General features: G+C 61.4%; 11 protein-coding genes. 8 read left to right on the plus strand and 3 right to left on the minus strand.

Features of this window, described 5'->3' with window-relative positions:
* The first annotated feature begins 117 nt into the window (after positions 1–117).
* The 4 genes from I2G40_RS04135 to I2G40_RS09760 all read left to right on the plus strand — a co-directional run bounded on the left by I2G40_RS04135 (position 118) and on the right by I2G40_RS09760 (position 3,628).
* Positions 118–810 carry an AzlC family ABC transporter permease gene (locus I2G40_RS04135; RefSeq protein ID WP_195544282.1) on the plus strand — a complete coding sequence of 231 codons (693 nt, stop codon included), beginning with the start codon at positions 118–120 and terminating at the stop codon, positions 808–810.
* Positions 800–1,123, plus strand: a complete 324-nt coding sequence (locus I2G40_RS04140; protein ID WP_035137063.1) for an AzlD domain-containing protein — start codon at positions 800–802, stop codon at positions 1,121–1,123. Before I2G40_RS04135 ends, I2G40_RS04140 begins: the two co-directional genes overlap by 11 nt.
* A 150-nt stretch (positions 1,124–1,273) precedes the next feature.
* Complete coding sequence (locus I2G40_RS04145; protein ID WP_195544283.1) at positions 1,274–2,296, plus strand: 2-keto-3-deoxygluconate permease; 1,023 nt, start codon at positions 1,274–1,276, stop codon at positions 2,294–2,296.
* Between the two features lie 189 nt (positions 2,297–2,485).
* Positions 2,486–3,628, plus strand: a complete 1,143-nt coding sequence (locus tag I2G40_RS09760) for a GGDEF domain-containing protein (RefSeq protein ID WP_195544284.1) — start codon at positions 2,486–2,488, stop codon at positions 3,626–3,628.
* Positions 3,629–3,819: 191 nt separating this feature from the next.
* On the opposite strand, the gene I2G40_RS04155 is transcribed toward I2G40_RS09760, so the two are convergent.
* Complete coding sequence (locus tag I2G40_RS04155) at positions 3,820–4,755, minus strand: DMT family transporter (protein ID WP_195544285.1); 936 nt, start codon at positions 4,753–4,755, stop codon at positions 3,820–3,822.
* A 99-nt stretch (positions 4,756–4,854) separates the two neighbouring features.
* The gene (locus tag I2G40_RS04160) at positions 4,855–8,601 is read right to left on the minus strand and encodes a phosphoribosylformylglycinamidine synthase (RefSeq protein ID WP_195544286.1); all 3,747 of its coding nucleotides are present in this window, start codon (positions 8,599–8,601) and stop codon (positions 4,855–4,857) included.
* A gap of 184 nt (positions 8,602–8,785) precedes the next feature.
* Here I2G40_RS04160 and I2G40_RS04165 point away from each other — a divergent pair, with 184 nt between their 5' ends.
* Positions 8,786–10,348, plus strand: coding sequence for a cation:proton antiporter domain-containing protein (locus I2G40_RS04165; RefSeq protein ID WP_117848262.1), 1,563 nt, complete (start codon positions 8,786–8,788; stop codon positions 10,346–10,348).
* A gap of 271 nt (positions 10,349–10,619) precedes the next feature.
* Here I2G40_RS04165 and I2G40_RS04170 read toward each other — a convergent pair whose 3' ends face one another.
* Complete coding sequence (locus I2G40_RS04170; RefSeq protein ID WP_195544287.1) at positions 10,620–11,963, minus strand: homoserine dehydrogenase; 1,344 nt, start codon at positions 11,961–11,963, stop codon at positions 10,620–10,622.
* 251 nt (positions 11,964–12,214) lie between these two features.
* Here I2G40_RS04170 and I2G40_RS04175 point away from each other — a divergent pair, with 251 nt between their 5' ends.
* The 3 genes from I2G40_RS04175 (at position 12,215) to I2G40_RS04185 (ending at position 15,861) form a co-directional block, all read left to right on the plus strand.
* On the plus strand, positions 12,215–13,381 hold the full coding sequence (locus tag I2G40_RS04175; RefSeq protein WP_195544288.1) for an ABC transporter substrate-binding protein: 1,167 nt from the start codon (positions 12,215–12,217) through the stop codon (positions 13,379–13,381).
* A 271-nt stretch (positions 13,382–13,652) separates the two neighbouring features.
* Complete coding sequence (locus I2G40_RS04180) at positions 13,653–14,840, plus strand: ABC transporter substrate-binding protein (protein WP_117758807.1); 1,188 nt, start codon at positions 13,653–13,655, stop codon at positions 14,838–14,840.
* Between the two features lie 139 nt (positions 14,841–14,979).
* Positions 14,980–15,861: a branched-chain amino acid ABC transporter permease gene (locus tag I2G40_RS04185; RefSeq protein ID WP_040358647.1), complete on the plus strand. Its 882-nt coding sequence runs from the start codon at positions 14,980–14,982 to the stop codon at positions 15,859–15,861.
* Positions 15,862–15,869 lie beyond the last annotated feature (8 nt).

A 15,869-nucleotide genomic window follows, 5' to 3' on the forward strand; every position in this document is an offset into this window, starting at 1 on the left:
CTAAAAAGTTGTGTCTTTCGATCCGGTGGCAATTGTAGGTGAACTCGGTTGCTGTCGGATGATGATTCTGCCGTATCGCTACATGCGGCTCGGAGACCTTGTCAGGGTGAGAAGCGTATGGTGCTCAAAATCGTTAGAACCGTCTGGCCGGTGATGCTTACCTATGTTGCAATAGGCGCGCCGTGCGGAATGATCATGGGGCAGACGGGAATGGAGCCCTGGATGGTCTTTGCTCTGAGCAGCACGTTTGTGACGGGCAGCGGGCAGTTTATGATCTGCAACCTGTGGCTGGCGGGTGTGCCTGCAGCATCGATCGTCGCGAGCGTCGCCGCCGTCTCCTCGCGTTTTGCGCTTTACTCGGCATCGATCGCGCCGCATCTGACGGGTGCCTCGAAGTGTCAGACGCTGGCTGTTGCCGCGACACTTACCGAGGAGGCATACGGCATCTCGCTTGCCAAGTTGGTTGAAGGGGAGGATTGGGGCCCGCGTGAGTCCTTCGTGCTCAACGTGATCCTTATCGCAACATGGGGCGTTTCGTGTACGACGGGCGCCATCGTCGGCGCCGTTGTCGATGTTCCCACCGCCATTGCAGCCTTTGTCTGCACCTCACTCTTTATCTGCCTGCTCTTTTCGCAGCGGCTGTCGCGCGGCAATGTCGTGGCTGCTGTTATGGCTGCGGTGTCTGTCGCCATATGCAAGTTCTTGGGCCTCACGAATATTGCCGTGCCGGCAAGCGTCGTGGCCGGCATTGCCATTGCGTTGGCGTGCGATGCTGTATTTGACGGAAGAGGTGCCCGCGATGCCCGTTAACGAGTTCTTGGTTCTGTGGCTGTCGTCGTGGGCTGCTATCGCGTTCTTTCGCATCGCGCCGGCGTTCGCCTTGCGCGGGCGGACCCTGTCGCCCCGTATTACCGAGGCCCTGGGCTATATCCCGCCCGCTGCCTTTGCCGCGCTGGTCGCCAACGACTTGGTGAGCCCCGGCGCGTTCGACGCGGGACTCTGGCCTGCCTTGGTTCCCTGGATTGCGGCCGCCGGCGTCGTGGTCGTGGCGGTCAAGACAAAATCGATGCTGTGGTGCTGCGTCTCGGGCATCGTACTCTATATCGTCTTGAGCCTTATATAGGGGTGGCGTCGCGGGCGCCGAATCTCGTTCCATCCCAACTTGTCGAATTTTTCACCGAGCTGGTCTATTTCTTCTGGTACCATGGTCAAACTTTACTGTAGCAAAGCATGACGTGGGCTTTTGTTCCGCGTCAGCGGAAATGGGGGTTTCATGGCACAGGAAGCGACTGCCAACGAGCAAAAGAAATTCAAGGTTCCGCGCATCCCGGGCGACATCATGATCTATCCGATGATCGTCGGTCTTTTGCTCAACACCTTCTGCCCGCAGGTTTTTGAGATCGGCGGCTTCTTTACGGCTGCCTGCCGCGGTGGCTCCAATACCATCGTCGCCGCGATCCTGCTGTTCGTGGGCGCCGGCATCAGCTTTAAGTCCACGCCGGGCGCCATCAAGACCGGTATCGTCGTGCTGATTCCCAAGCTGGTCGTCGCAGCGGCTCTCGGCCTAGGCGTGGCATATTTCTTTAACGACAACTTCCTGGGTCTGAGCTCCGTGTCTATCATCGGCGGCATTACGTTTTGCAACATGGCGCTCTATACGGGCATCATGGGCGAGTTCGGCGATGAGTCCGAGCAGGGCGCCGTCGGTATCCTGTTCTTTACGGCCGGCCCCGCCGTCACGATGATCATCCTTGGTGTTTCGGGTCTTGCCAACATCCCTGTCGGTACTATCATCGGCTCCATTTTGCCGCTCGTTATCGGCATGGTTCTGGGCAACCTGTTCCCGTTTATCAAGAACCTGCTGGTTCCCGGTTCCAACCCTGCGATTGCCGTCATCGGATTTCAGCTTGGCGCGTCCATGAGCCTGTCGAGCTTTATCACCGGCGGTATTTCCGGCATCTTGCTGGGCCTTGTCACGCTGTTTGTCGTCGGTCCCATCACCTTTGCGTTCGAGCGCCTGTGCGGTGGTAACGGCAAGGCTGCCGTGGCTTGTTCCACCATCGCCGGCACGGCTATGACCACGCCGGTTGCTCTCGCCGAGGTCGCGCCGCGCTACGCCGAGCTTGCGCCCACCGCGTACGCCCAGATCGCCACTGCCGTTATCATCACGGCAATCATGGCTCCGATTCTGACCGGCTGGGTCGACAAGAAGTTCTGTCAGGGCAAGGAGGACCTGTCGCCTGCCGGTGTCGAGGCCATCGAGGAGGCCGTCGCGACCGACATCGATGGCGAGTAACGGCCGTTACCGATAATTGATTCCGGCGTGCAATTCGCGCCGTCCGAGCGCCCGAACAGAAACTGTTTTGCAGTGATGTTCGGGCGCTTTGCTATGATTCCCTTTACCCCTGCGGAGTAAAGGGGTGTTTATTGCCCTGATTCGAATTGGGCGATTCTGACCATTCGGATATTGAAGGGATGGCGTCTAGTGGTTAAGGCACTCAAGATTGAGATATTCCTGCTATGCATGATTGTTCTTATCGGGCTTGCCGCGCGAAGTCGTCGCTCCTTGTTCTCGAGCACCCTGCAGCTATTGTTTAGCATGCTTGGCTACACCTCTGCCGCGTACATATTATTCGATATGATCTGGACGCTTTCGGATGGTGCGGACGGCACGTTGGGTATTGCTGCCAACTGGATTTCCAACGCGGTTTCGTTTTCGCTCTTTGCCATCGCGTGTCTCATTTGGTTTATCTATTCCGAGACGATGCAGGGCTCTCGCCTTGTGACCTCGCGCTATAGGGTGGTGCTTGTAACGTTGCCTACGGCTCTGGTGGTCGTGCTGGCTTTTACCAGTTACTGGACGCACGCCTTGTTCTATATCGATTCGCAGGGCGTGTATCGTCGCGGCTTTGCCTATATGATCCAGCCCATTGTCAGCTACTGTTACGTTATACATACGTCCCTGCATGCGTTTGTGCAATCTCGCAGGGTCGAGAGCCTGCAGACGAAGGCTATCTATCGAACCTTGGCATTTTTCGCCATTCCGGCCCTGGTGGGCGGTACCTTTCAGATCGTATACTCGGTGCCTGGCCTTTGTGTCGGCATAATGATTAGCATGTTGCTGCTCTATATCATCTGCCAGGAGCAGCTCATCTCGACCGACCCGTTGACTGGCCTCAACAATCGCAACCGTTTTGAGACCTATATGCTGTCGCTCTTCTCAAATGTGGATCAGGCCGAAGATGAGTATCTGCTCATGATGGACGCCGACGGCTTTAAGCAGATTAACGATCAGTATGGACATGTGGAGGGCGACCATGCTCTTCAGGTTGTTTCCGCAGTACTCAAGGACGTCTGTTCGCCGTCCGGCGGCTTTATTGCGCGCTATGGCGGTGATGAGTTCGTCGTACTGCAGAAGGGGGTGACGGAGCACGACATTATCCGCCTGTGTTCGGCGATCAATAACGAGCTCTCGCGCGCCGAGACACCCTACTCGCTTCGAATGTCTATCGGCTACGCGCGCTACGGCGATGGGATCAACACGTGGCAAGAGCTTCTGCGCGCTGCCGATGCGGAGCTCTATCGCATCAAGGATGCCAAAAAGAAATCCGGCATCAAGGTTCGCTAGAAAAAGGGGCGCACGACCGTTGCGATGGTCGTGCGCCCCTTTTTGCGTTTGTGGGGGCCACCGGCCATAATGCCCAGGCGCGGTGCGGCAAGACGGGCGTCTGCAGCCGCGACTCGGTACGAAATCAACGAGAACCAGTGTGCTCCATTAAGCTAAAGTTTGCGAACATCCTCTCTAAAAAGGTGAACTCGCTAGGCTTTTTTGGGTTTGTTGACGATGATGATGCCGCCGCAGACCAACAACAGGGCAACGATGACGGTAACGGGGCTCGTGCCAGCGCCCTCGCCGAGCAGCAGCGCGCTCAGCAGCACGCCAAAGACCGGGTTCATAAACCCAAAGACCGAGACGCGGCTGACGGGGTTGGCGGCAAGCAGGCGCGACCACAGCGAGTAGGCGACCGCGGAGATAAGCGCCATGTAGATGATGAGCGCGATGGCGGGGGCGATTTCGGTGGGGGACAACGTGCCGCCCATCAAAAACCCGATGGCGGTAAGGACCACGCCACCGACTAAAAACTGCCACCCGGCAAGCAAGACGCCGTCGTGCTCGCGCGAGAAGATGCCGATCAGGCAGGTCGATAGGGCACCCGCGACGGTGGAGGCCAGGATAAAGCCCTCGCCATCGAGCCTGAAGCCAAAGGTGCCGTCCGCGCCCGAAAGGTTGACGAGCGCGACACCGGCAAAGCCCAGTACGCAGCCGAGCACTTTGGCCGCATCGAGCTTTTCGGTGCGAAACGCCAGGGCGGCAAAGAGGATGGCTAGGAAGTTGGCGCTGGCCTCGATGATGGAGCTCGACATGGCGCTGGCGCGCGAGAGGCCCAGATAGAAAAAGAAATACTGCCCGATAGTCTGGAAGAGCGACAAGACAAAGATGGGCTTGATGTCGCGAGCCTGCGGAATGAGGGGGCGGCGTTGGGCCGCACTCATCCCAACGATAACCAGGGCGCCGGCAAGTGTGAAGCGCAAGCCCGCAAAGAGCAGCTGCGAGGCGCTATCGTGCGCTGGGATACCAAAGAGTGCGTAACCGATCTTGATACAGGGAAAGGCCGATCCCCAGAGTGCACAGCAGACGAGGCAGCCCAGGATGAGTCCGGGCAGGGTGGCGAGATACGGCTTGCGGCTTTCCATGATGTCCTTCCTACATGCGCGAAGCAAAAAAGAACCCGCCACCGGATGTGCCGGTGGCGGGTGTTGTTACCCGAAGGGATTGTACCCGATGGGAAAGGTTTAAGCGAAGTAGGCCACGCCGCTCTCAAAGATCGGCATGAACTTATCGCCGGGGACATGCTCGGGCACGTTGCGGTACAGGTTGTCGCCGCGACGCTCGGCATGGCCCATCTTGCCCAGGACGCGGCCGTCGGGGCTCGTGATGCCCTCGATGGCGAGTGCGGAGCCGTTGGGGTTGACGGAAAGGTCCATGCTGGGCTTGCCGTTCTCGCCCACGTACTGCGTGGCGACCTGGCCGTTGGCGATCAGTTGGGCGAGCACTTCGTCATTGGCGACAAAGCGGCCCTCGCCGTGGCTGATGGCGACGGTGTAGGGGTCGTCCAGGCTGCACTGCGACAGCCACGGGGACAAGTTGGACGAGATGCGGGTGCGCACCAGACGGCTCTGGTGGCGACCGATGGTGTTGAACGTCAACGTGGGCGCATCGGGCGTGGCGTCGACGATGTCGCCGTAGGGCACCAGGCCGAGCTTGATCAGGGCCTGGAAGCCGTTGCAGATGCCCAGCATCAGGCCGTCGCGGGCCTTGAGCAGGTCGCGAACTGCCTCGGTGACCTCGGGAGCGCGGAAGAACGCCGTGATGAACTTGGCGGAGCCGTCGGGCTCGTCGCCGCCCGAGAAGCCGCCGGGGATCATGACGATCTGGCTTGCACGGATGCGGCGGGCAAGCTCGTGGGTGCTCTCGGCGACGGCCTCGGGCGTGAGGTTGTTGATCACGAAGGTGTCGGCTTCGGCACCGGCTGCGCGGAAGGCACGTGCGCTGTCGTACTCACAGTTGTTGCCGGGGAACACGGGGATGATCACGCGCGGACGGGCGATCTTGGCGCCGCTGTACACGTGGATGTCCTTGGCACGGAAGTCGATGGTCTCGACCTCGGGGGTCTCGTCGGCGCTGCGGTAGACAAAGACGCCCTCGATGCCGCTCTCCCAGGCCTCCTGGAGTTCGGAGAGCTCGATGACCTCGGAGCCGGTGTCGATGACATAGCCCTCGACGGTGGTGCCCAGGGGCTCGACGACAACGCCGTCGGCGACCTCGGGCAGCTCGGCATCCTCGGCGAGCTCGACGATAAAGCTGCCGTAGAGCGGGGTGAAGAGGCTCTCTACGTCTACATCCTCGGCAAGCTCGATGCCGATCTGGTTACCGACGCACATCTTAAAGAGGCTCTCGGCGCCGCAGCCGTAGCCGGGCGTGGATATGGCCAGGGCGTTGCCGGTAGCAGTGAGCGCCTCGACGGCGTCAAACGCGGCGAGCAACTGCTGGGCGTCGGGACGGTAGTCCTCGCCATAGGTGGCGGGGGCGATGCGGACGACGCGGTGCGTGAGGCCCTTGAACTCGGGCGAGACGGCGCGGGCGGCCTTGCCCACGGCGACGGCGAAGCTGATCAGGGTCGGCGGAACGTTGAGCTCGCCGGTCTCGTCCTCAAACGAACCGCTCATGGAGTCCTTGCCGCCGATGGCGCCGGCACCCAGGTCGACTTGGGCCATGAGGGCGCCCAGGACGGCTGCCGTGGGCTTGCCCCAGCGCTCGGCCTCGGTGCGCAGACGCTCGAAGTACTCCTGGAAGGAGAGATAGGCGCGCTTGTGCTCAAAGCCGGCAGCCACGAGCTTGGCGATGGACTCGACCACGGACAGGTAGGCGCCCGCAAACTGGTCGGCCTCCATCAGATAGGGGTTGAAGCCCCATGCCATGGCACTCGCCGTGGTGGTCTCGCCGTCTACGGGGAACTTGGCGACCATGGCCGAGCTGGGGGTGAGCTGCGTCTTGCCGCCAAAGGGCATGAGCACGGTCGCGGCGCCGATGGTGGAGTCGAAGCGCTCGGAAAGGCCCTTGTTGGAAGCGACGTTGAGGTCGGTGACGAGCGAGGTCATGCGCTCGGCGAGCGTGGTGCCGGCCCAGCTGGGCTGCCACACGCTACGGGCGCACACGTGGGCGACCTGGTGCTTGGGTGCGCCGTTGGAGTTGAGGAACTCGCGGGACAGGTCGACGATAGCGACGCCGTTCCAGGCCATGCGCATGCGCGGCTCGGCGGTAACCTCGGCGATAACGGTCGCCTCCAGGTTCTCCTCGGCGGCGTAGCCCATGAACTCCTCGACGTCACCGTCGGCGACGGCGCAGGCCATACGCTCCTGGGACTCGGAGATGGCGAGCTCGGTGCCGTCCAGGCCGTCGTACTTCTTGGTCACGGTGTCCAGGTCCACGTACAGGCCGTCGGCAAGCTCGCCCACGGCGACCGAGACGCCGCCGGCGCCAAAGTCGTTGCAGCGCTTGATCAGGCGGCAGGCGTCGCCGCGGCGGAAGAGGCGCTGCAGCTTGCGCTCGACCGGGGCGTTGCCCTTCTGGACCTCGGCGCCCGAGGTCTCGATGGACTCGGTGTTCTGGGTCTTGGAGGAGCCGGTGGCACCGCCGATGCCGTCACGGCCGGTGCGGCCGCCCAGCAGGATGATCTTGTCGGTGGGGGCGGGGCACTCGCGGCGCACGTGGTTTGCCGGGGTAGCGCCCACGACGGCGCCGACCTCCATGCGCTTGGCCACGTAGCCGGGGTGATAGAGCTCGTTGACCTGACCGGTGGCAAGGCCGATCTGGTTGCCGTAGCTGGAGTAGCCGGCGGCGGCAGTAGTCACGAGCTTGCGCTGCGGCAGCTTGCCCTCGAGCGTCTCGGAAACCGGGACGGTGGGGTCGCCGGCGCCGGTGACGCGCATGGCCTGGTACACATAGCTGCGGCCCGAGAGCGGGTCACGGATAGCGCCGCCCACGCAGGTGGCGGCACCGCCGAAGGGCTCGATCTCGGTCGGGTGGTTGTGGGTCTCGTTCTTAAAGAGGAATAGCCAGTCCTGGTCCTCGCCATCGACATCGACCTTCACCTTGACGGTGCAGGCATTGATCTCCTCGGACTCATCGACATCGGTCATGACGCCGGTCTTCTTGAGGTACTTGGCGCCGATGGTGCCCATGTCCATGAGGCAGACGGGCTTGGCGTCGCGACCGAGCTCATGGCGCATCTCCATGTAGCGGTCGAAGGCCTGCTGCACCACGGCGTCGTCGATCGTCACGTCGTCCAGGACGGTGCCGAAAGTGGTGTGGCGGCAGTGGTCGGACCAATAGGTGTCGATTACGCGGATCTCGGTGATGGTGGGGTCGCGGTCCTCATCGCGGAAGTACTGCTGGCAGAAGGCGATGTCTGCCTCGTCCATGGCAAGGCCGCGATCGGCGATAAAGGCGGCAAGGCCGGCCTCGTCGAGCTTGCGGAAGCCGTCGAGCACCTCGACGGGCTGGGGCTCGGGAGTCTCCATGTACAGCGTCTCGGGCAGGTCGAGCGAGGCGATGCGCGCCTCGACGGGGTTCACCACGTAGTGCTTGATGGCATCGATGGCGGCCTCGTCCAGAGCGCCCGAGATCATATAGACCTTGGCGGAGCGCACGGCGGGGCGCTCGCCCTGGCTGATGAGCTGCACGCACTCGCTGGCGGAGTCGGCGCGCTGGTCAAACTGGCCAGGCAGGAATTCGACGGCAAAGACGGCGCCATCGCTTGCGGGGAGTTCGTCGTAGGTCACATCGACCTGGGGCTCGCTAAAGACGGTCGGCACGCAGGAGCGGAAAAGCTCCTCGTCGATGCCCTCGACGTCGTAGCGGTTGATGATCCTCAGGGCCTCGATGCCCTTGATGCCGAGAATTTCGGTCAGCTCGCCCTTGAGCTGCTGAGCCTCGACGTCGAACCCGGGTTTCTTCTCCACGTAGATACGAGAGACCATTGGTTCCTGCCTTCCTGATCGGTTGGGCGTACGGTACGGTATGCGGCAGCGGTCGGTTTACGGGACAAGCCTCGCGGTCGCCTTGAGCCACATGTTTGTAAACCTCACTATGATACGACAGCTCGCGGCGCGTTGAGGACGGCGAGGGTGCTACAGTGAAGCGCAAACAAGAGAAAGGCATCACATGGCATTCGTTTCGCTCGCCATCATCGCACTCGTGGCCTTTGCGAGTCCTTTTATCGCCTCGGCGATTCCCGGAAAACCCGTTCCCGAGACGGTCTTTTTGCTCGTGCTCGGCGCGGTGCTGGGACCCCATATGCTCGGCGTCATCCATGTAGATGCCGAGGTCTCGCTTGTGTCCGAGCTGGGCCTGGCCTTCTTGTTCCTGCTTGCCGGCTTTGAGATCGACCCCAAGAGCATCACGGGCGTCGAGGGGCGCTACGGCTTGGCGACGTGGGTCGTCACGTTTGGTATCGCCTGGCTTGCCGTACGCTTTACCCCGTGGTTCTCGGTCAGTCATTTCGACGGTATCGCCGTGACGCTTGCCCTCACTTCGACGGCGCTCGGTACGCTCGTGCCCATCATGCGTGAGCGCTCGCTCACCGGCACGCGCGTGGGCGACTCGATTCTCGCGTATGGCACTTGGGGTGAGCTCGGCCCTGTGCTTGCCATGTCGGTGCTGCTGTCTGCCCGCACCGGCATCCAAACGCTTGTGATCCTTGGCTTGTTTGCGGTGGTCTGCGTGTTGCTGGCCGTGGTCCCGAGCCGCTCCAAGCGCGTCGGCAGCCGCTTCTTTGCGTTTGTCGAGGAACGCGCCGATACCACGTCGCAGACCTTCGTGCGCCTGACGGTGCTCATCCTGGTCACGCTCGTGGCGTTCTCGGCTGTCTTTGATCTCGACATCGTGTTGGGTTCTTTTGCCGCCGGCTTTGTCTTGCGCTACATCATCCCCGAGGGCAACCATACGCTCGAGACCAAGCTCGATGGCCTGGCCTACGGCTTTTTGATTCCGGTATTCTTTACCGTATCGGGCGCAAAGATCGATCTGACGGCCGTGGCGTCGCGCCCGGGTCTGCTCGTGGGCTTTATCGTGGCGTTGTTGATTATTCGTGCCGTTCCCATTCTCATCTCTATGAGCATTTGTCCTGCGACGCGCGATGTGTCGGCGTATGGTCGCATTACCGTGGCCCTGTACTGCACCACGGCCCTGCCGATCATCGTTGCCGTGACAAGCGTTGCCGTCAACGCGGGCGCGCTGTCGCAAGATATTGCGTCGGTCATGGTTGCCGCCGGTGCCATCACGGTGTTCTTGATGCCGTTGCTCGCGCAGCTCTTCTACCGCGTGGTCGACGCCGCGCCGGTCGCCGCCGTGGCAGAAGTTGCCGAGCATCCATCCGATGCGCTCGACATCCTGCGCGCCCATCACGATTTGGCGAGCCTGCTCGCACGTGAGCACGAGCTGCTGACTTCGCATGGCCATGGTCGCGTATTCGAGGGCTTGCCTACGCTCGATACGATTGCCGAGCGTCTTTCCGCCGAGGCGGCGAGCGGCCATATCGATGCCCGTATTGTGGACGCGGCACATCTTCTTGCCGATAAGACCTATGGAGACGAGGTCGACCCGTCCGAGCTGACTCCGCGCGAGCGTCGCCGCCTGGAGCGCGCCAAGCTCGCCGTGCGCGAATACCGCCGCCGCATGCTGGAGCTCTATGCAAGAGAAGAAGCCGAGGACGACGACGGCAGGTAGCCAACGCCGTCGCGGAAAATGCATCCCAGAATCCGCGTCCAGTGTGGGACGCGCTTTCCGCGAGAGGCCCGTTACGGAAAGCGTGTCCCAGAATCCGCGCCCAGAATGGGACATAGTTTCTGAAAGAAGGCCCTGAGGGAAACTGCGCCCCGTTCTGAGCTGAAATACCGGGACGCAGCTTCCCCTGCAAGCAGAACAAGGCGCGCTGCCTGCGGTTGATGCAGACAGCGCGCCTTTTGCGTTGGGCCTCGTTGAGGTTCGAAGTAGTGGACTAGTTGGCCATGACGCCTTCTGTCCAGGCCTCGACGTCCTCGATGCGCAGGACGTTGGCGACCTCGGCCACGCAGTCGACGCCGGCAAGCTCGGCGGCGGCAGCCTGGACGTCCTTCTCGAGCGCGCGGTGTGTCAGGAAGATGACCGAGCAGGCATCGCTGACGCCCGACTTGCCGTCCTCGACCTGGTTGATGAGCGAGATCGAGATGTTGTGCTTGGCAAAGATGTCGACCGTCTCGGACAGGGCGCCCACGCGGTCGGCGACCTTCAAGCGCACATAGTACTTGGTCTGGAGCTCGTCCATAGGCTTAAAGGCGAGATTGTGACCATAGGGCTCAATCTCGGGCAGCGGAGCCACGCCGCGGCTGATCTGCTCGGAGAGCGACAGGATGTCGCCCACGACGGCGCTCGCGGTGGGGAAGGAGCCTGCGCCGGCACCGTAGAACATGGTCTCGCCCACGGCGTCGCCTACCACGTAGACAGCGTTCATGGCGCCGTTGACCTTGGCAAGCATGTGGTCGGCGGGGATCAGCGTGGGATGCACGCGGACGTCGACGCCGGCGTCGGTATTGCGGGCGATGCCGAGCAGCTTAATGGTGTAGCCGAGCTCGCGGGCCTGGGCGATGTCCTCGGCGCCGATGGTACGGATACCCTGCTGGTACACATCGTCGGTGGTAACGCGGGTGCCAAAACCGATGGAGGCGAGGATTGCCGTCTTGCTGGCGGCATCGAAGCCGTCGACGTCGGCGGACGGGTCGGCCTCGGCATAGCCCTTTGCCTGGGCGTCGGCGAGCACGTCAGCGTAATCGGCGCCCTCGGCGTCCATGTGCGACAGGATGTAGTTGGTGGTGCCGTTAAGGATGCCGGCGATGGTCAGGATCTTGTTGCCCACCAGGTCATGCTCAAGCGTGCTCACGATGGGGATGCCGCCGCCGCAGCTGGCCTCGCACTTAATCTGCACGCCGCACGCGCGTGCCTTCTCGGCAAGCGTCTCGACGTGACGGCCCAGCAGGGCCTTGTTGGCAGAGACGACGTGCTTGCCGTGCTCAAAGGCAGTGGTGAAGATCTCGGTTGCGGGATGCTCGCCGCCGATGAGCTCGACGACGATGTCGACGGCGGGGTCGGTGACGATGTCGTGCCAGTCACTCGTAAAGGCCTCGCGCTCAATGCCTGCCGCCTCGGCCTGCTCCCAAGCAAGCGCGCAGGCGCGGGTCAGCTTAAGGTCGATGCCGTAGGCTGCCAGGTACTCATCGTGGTGGCTCTTGATCAGACGGGCCACGCCGCCGCCGACGGTTCCCAGACCGATGAGGCCGACGTTCACGGTGCGCAGGGGTTCGCTCATAGATAGCTCCTTCGTGCATCTTATGGATGGATTAACCGCTTAAAGGTTGAGTGCATTCTAGCGTGAACCGAGGGCGCGTGCTCGCCAGGCAACAGGAGTCGCACAAAACGGCACCCCCGAAACGCTGCGGAAACATTGGAAACATGCTCGCTACAAACGGAACTCCGTAACAAACTGTCAACGTTTGCGCCATAAGGTTTGCCCCGTACCGCAAGACGGCCGCACTGCGGCCAGCGAAAAAGGGGGACACCATGTTCAACATCAACAGCACGCTCAGCCGTAGGAACTTTCTCGCCGGTGCCGCGGCGCTCGGCAACACCGTGGCACTCGCTGGTTGCTCGTCGGGTGGCTCGGACGGCGGCTCCGCCGATGACGGCAAGACCTTCAAGATCGGTGTCATCGGCCCTCTGACCGGCGCTGCGGCAACCTATGGCGTCTCGGCCGAGAAGGGTGCCAAGCTCGCCGCCAAGGATTTCTCGACCAAGGACCTCAAGCTCTCGCTTAAGTCCGAGGACGACGTCGCTGACGGCGAAAAGGCCATCAACGCCTTCAATACCCTGTGCGACTGGGGCATGCAGGCTCTCGTTGGCCCCGTCACGACTGGTGCCGCCGTCGCCGTCTCGGGCGAGATCGCCGACGATATGCTCATGGTCACGCCTTCGGCCTCGTCGCTCGACGTCACCAAGGATAAGACCACGGTCTTTCAGGTTTGCTTCACCGATCCCACCATGGGCGCCAGCGCTGCGAAGTTCTTGGCCGAGAAGTACGCGGATGCCAAGATCGCCCTGTTCTACAACTCCGGCGATACGTACAGCTCGGGTGTTGCCGATGCATTTTCCGAGCAGGCCAAGGAGTCCAAACTTGATATCGTCGATACCGAGACCTTTAAGGACGATTCCTCCACGAGCTTTACCAACCAGCTCACCAAGGCCAAGGAGGCCGGCGCCACGCTCATCTTTGCGCCGATCTATTACACGCCGGCGTCCGTTTTGCTCAAGAACGCCAAGGACATGGGCTACGACATGACCCTCATGGGTACCGACGGCATGGACGGCCTGCTCTCTGTGGAGGGCTTCGATACCTCTCTTGCCGAGGGCGTATTGCTCATGACCCCGTTTTCGGCTGACGATGAGAAGAATGCCGACTTCGTCAAAGCCTATCAGGATGTCTACGACGAGACACCCAGCCAGTTTGCCGCCGACGCCTACGATTGCGTCCACGCCATTGTCGAGGCCATCGACAAGGCGGGGATTGACATTACGGCCGACGGTGCCGACATTGCCGGCGACCTTGCCAAGGCCATGCGCAAGATCAAGATCGAGGGCCTGACAGGCGAGCTGACGTGGAATGACGAGGGCCAGGTCGAAAAGCCCGCCACAGCCTATGTGATTCAGGACGGCAAGTACATCGCCGCCTAAGTGCGCATAAAGCGCGACCGGTGAGGCCGTTTTATTCAGGGCAGGGACGCCTGTAACAGAACGGAAACATTACTTTTACATAATAAAGTGGCAATACTGCATAAAGTAATAGAAATACGCAGAATTATGGATAAATCAACAAATCCAAAGAAAAGTTGAAATAATCGCCACTTTCCTTAACTAAAGCGTCTACTATTTTGCGAACGCCGAACACGGCGAAGGATGGCCTGTCGGGTAACCGAAACCCGACGAGATTTGAGAGGAGAGCCGCATGTCGAGCCTCACCGGTAAGTCATTGAACCCTGTTATGAATCGCAGGAGCGTTATCGCGAGCGCAGCAGGTCTGGGGGCGATGTCCATTCTAGCTGGCTGCTCCTCCAACGGCGGCGACAGCGGTTCCGCGTCGGGCGACGCTTCGTTTAAGATCGGCACCATCGGCCCGCTGACCGGCGCCAACGCGTCCTACGGCAAGTCCGTTACCCAGGGTGTCGAGCTTGGCTGCAAGGATTTCTCGACCAAGGAGTTGCCGCTTGCCAGCAAGGCCGAGGATGACCAGGCCGATGGCGAGAAGGCCGTCAACGCCTTCAACACCCTGCTCGACTGGGGCATGCAGGCCCTCGTCGGCCCGACCACCACGGGTGCGTCGGTTGCCGTTGCCGCCGAGTGCGGTAACGACCCCAAGACGTTCATGATCACTCCGTCCGCGTCCTCCGAGGACGTCACCGACGGCAAGGATTGCGTCTTCCAGGTTTGCTTTACCGACCCCAACCAGGGCGTCAACGCTGCCAAGTTCCTGGCGCAGAAGTATGCGGACGAGAAGTTCGTGCTGTTCTATAACTCCGGCGACGCCTATTCTTCGGGCATCGCAGATTCCTTTAAGGCCCAGGCCGCTGAGTCCAAGCTCGAGATTGTTGACGAGGAGACCTTTAAGGACGACTCCGCCACGAGCTTTACCAACCAGCTGACCAAGGCCAAGCAGGCCGGCGCCACCATGATCTTTGCGCCGATCTACTACACGCCGGCGTCCGTCCTGCTCAAGAACGCCAAGGACATGGGCTACGACGTCAAGATGATGGGCTGCGACGGCATGGATGGCATCCTGGGCGTTGAGGGCTTCGATACCTCTCTTGCCGAGGGCCTGCTGCTCATGACCCCGTTCTCCGCCGACGACGAGAAGAACGCCGACTTCGTCAACGCTTACAAGGATAAGTACGGCGATACCCCCGACCAGTTTGCCGCCGACGCCTACGACGGCGTGCACGCGGTGGCCGAGGCCCTCAAGGAGGCCGGTCTTGGTGTCGACGCCGACCCGACCGAGGCCGCCGAGAAGCTGTCTAAGGCTATGCTCAAGATTACCGTTGACGGTCTGACCGGCAAGCTCACCTGGAACGATAAGGGCCAGGTCCAGAAGGAGCCCACGGCTTACGTCATCACCGACGGCAAGTACGTACAGGCCTAATTGGCCGCCTTACATAGAGCGGTTTTGATCCCAAGCAGGGGAGGTTTTGGCCTTCCCTGCTTGCTTGGTATCTAGGGACGATGTAACGTCCCGTTTTCATACATCAACTGGAAACCTATTCGAAAGGGGGATGTGGAACATGACGGTCTTTATCCAATACCTGGTCAACGGCCTGTCCATGGGCAGCGTCTACGCCATCATCGCGTTGGGCTACACCATGGTCTACGGTATCGCCAAGATGCTCAACTTCGCTCACGGCGACGTCATCATGGTCGGTGCCTATGTCTCGTTCTGCGCCACGTCGTATCTCGGCCTCCCGGGCTGGGCATCTGTAGTTCTCTCTTGTGTGGTCTGCACGGTTCTCGGTGTTCTCATCGAGGGTCTGGCTTATAAGCCGCTGCGCCAAGCAGGCCCGCTGGCCGTTCTGATCACGGCCATCGGCGTGTCTTACTTCCTGCAGAACGCCGCGCAGCTTCTGTGGGGCGCCACGCCCAAGAACTTCACTTCGCTCGTCACCTTCCCGGTGCCGGAGTTCTTGGCCAAGTTCAACGTAAGCGCCGTCTCGCTCGTCACCATCGTCGCCTGCCTGGTTATCATGGCCGGCCTAATGTTCTTTACAGGTAAGACCAAGATGGGCAAGGCCATGCGCGCCGTGTCCGAGGACAAGGCCGCCGCTCAGCTCATGGGCATCAACGTCAACCGCACCATCTCGATGACGTTCGCTATCGGCTCGGCGCTTGCCGCCATCGCCGGCGTGCTCCTGTGCTCCTACTCGCCGGTGCTGCAGCCCACGACGGGCGCCATGCCTGGCATCAAGGCCTTCGACGCTGCCGTTTTCGGCGGCATCGGCTCCATTCCCGGTGCCTTTGTCGGCGGCATTCTCATCGGCATCATCGAGGCGATGGCGCAGGCTTACATTTCCACGAGCCTTGCCAACTCCATCGTCTTTGGTGTTTTGATCATCGTCCTGCTCGTCAAGCCTGCCGGCCTCTTGGGCAAGTACGTCCCCGAGAAGGTGTAGGTGAGCGT

The organism is Collinsella aerofaciens (genome assembly GCF_015558785.1).
In the GTDB taxonomy this organism is placed as follows: Bacteria; Actinomycetota; Coriobacteriia; order Coriobacteriales; family Coriobacteriaceae; genus Collinsella; species Collinsella aerofaciens_P.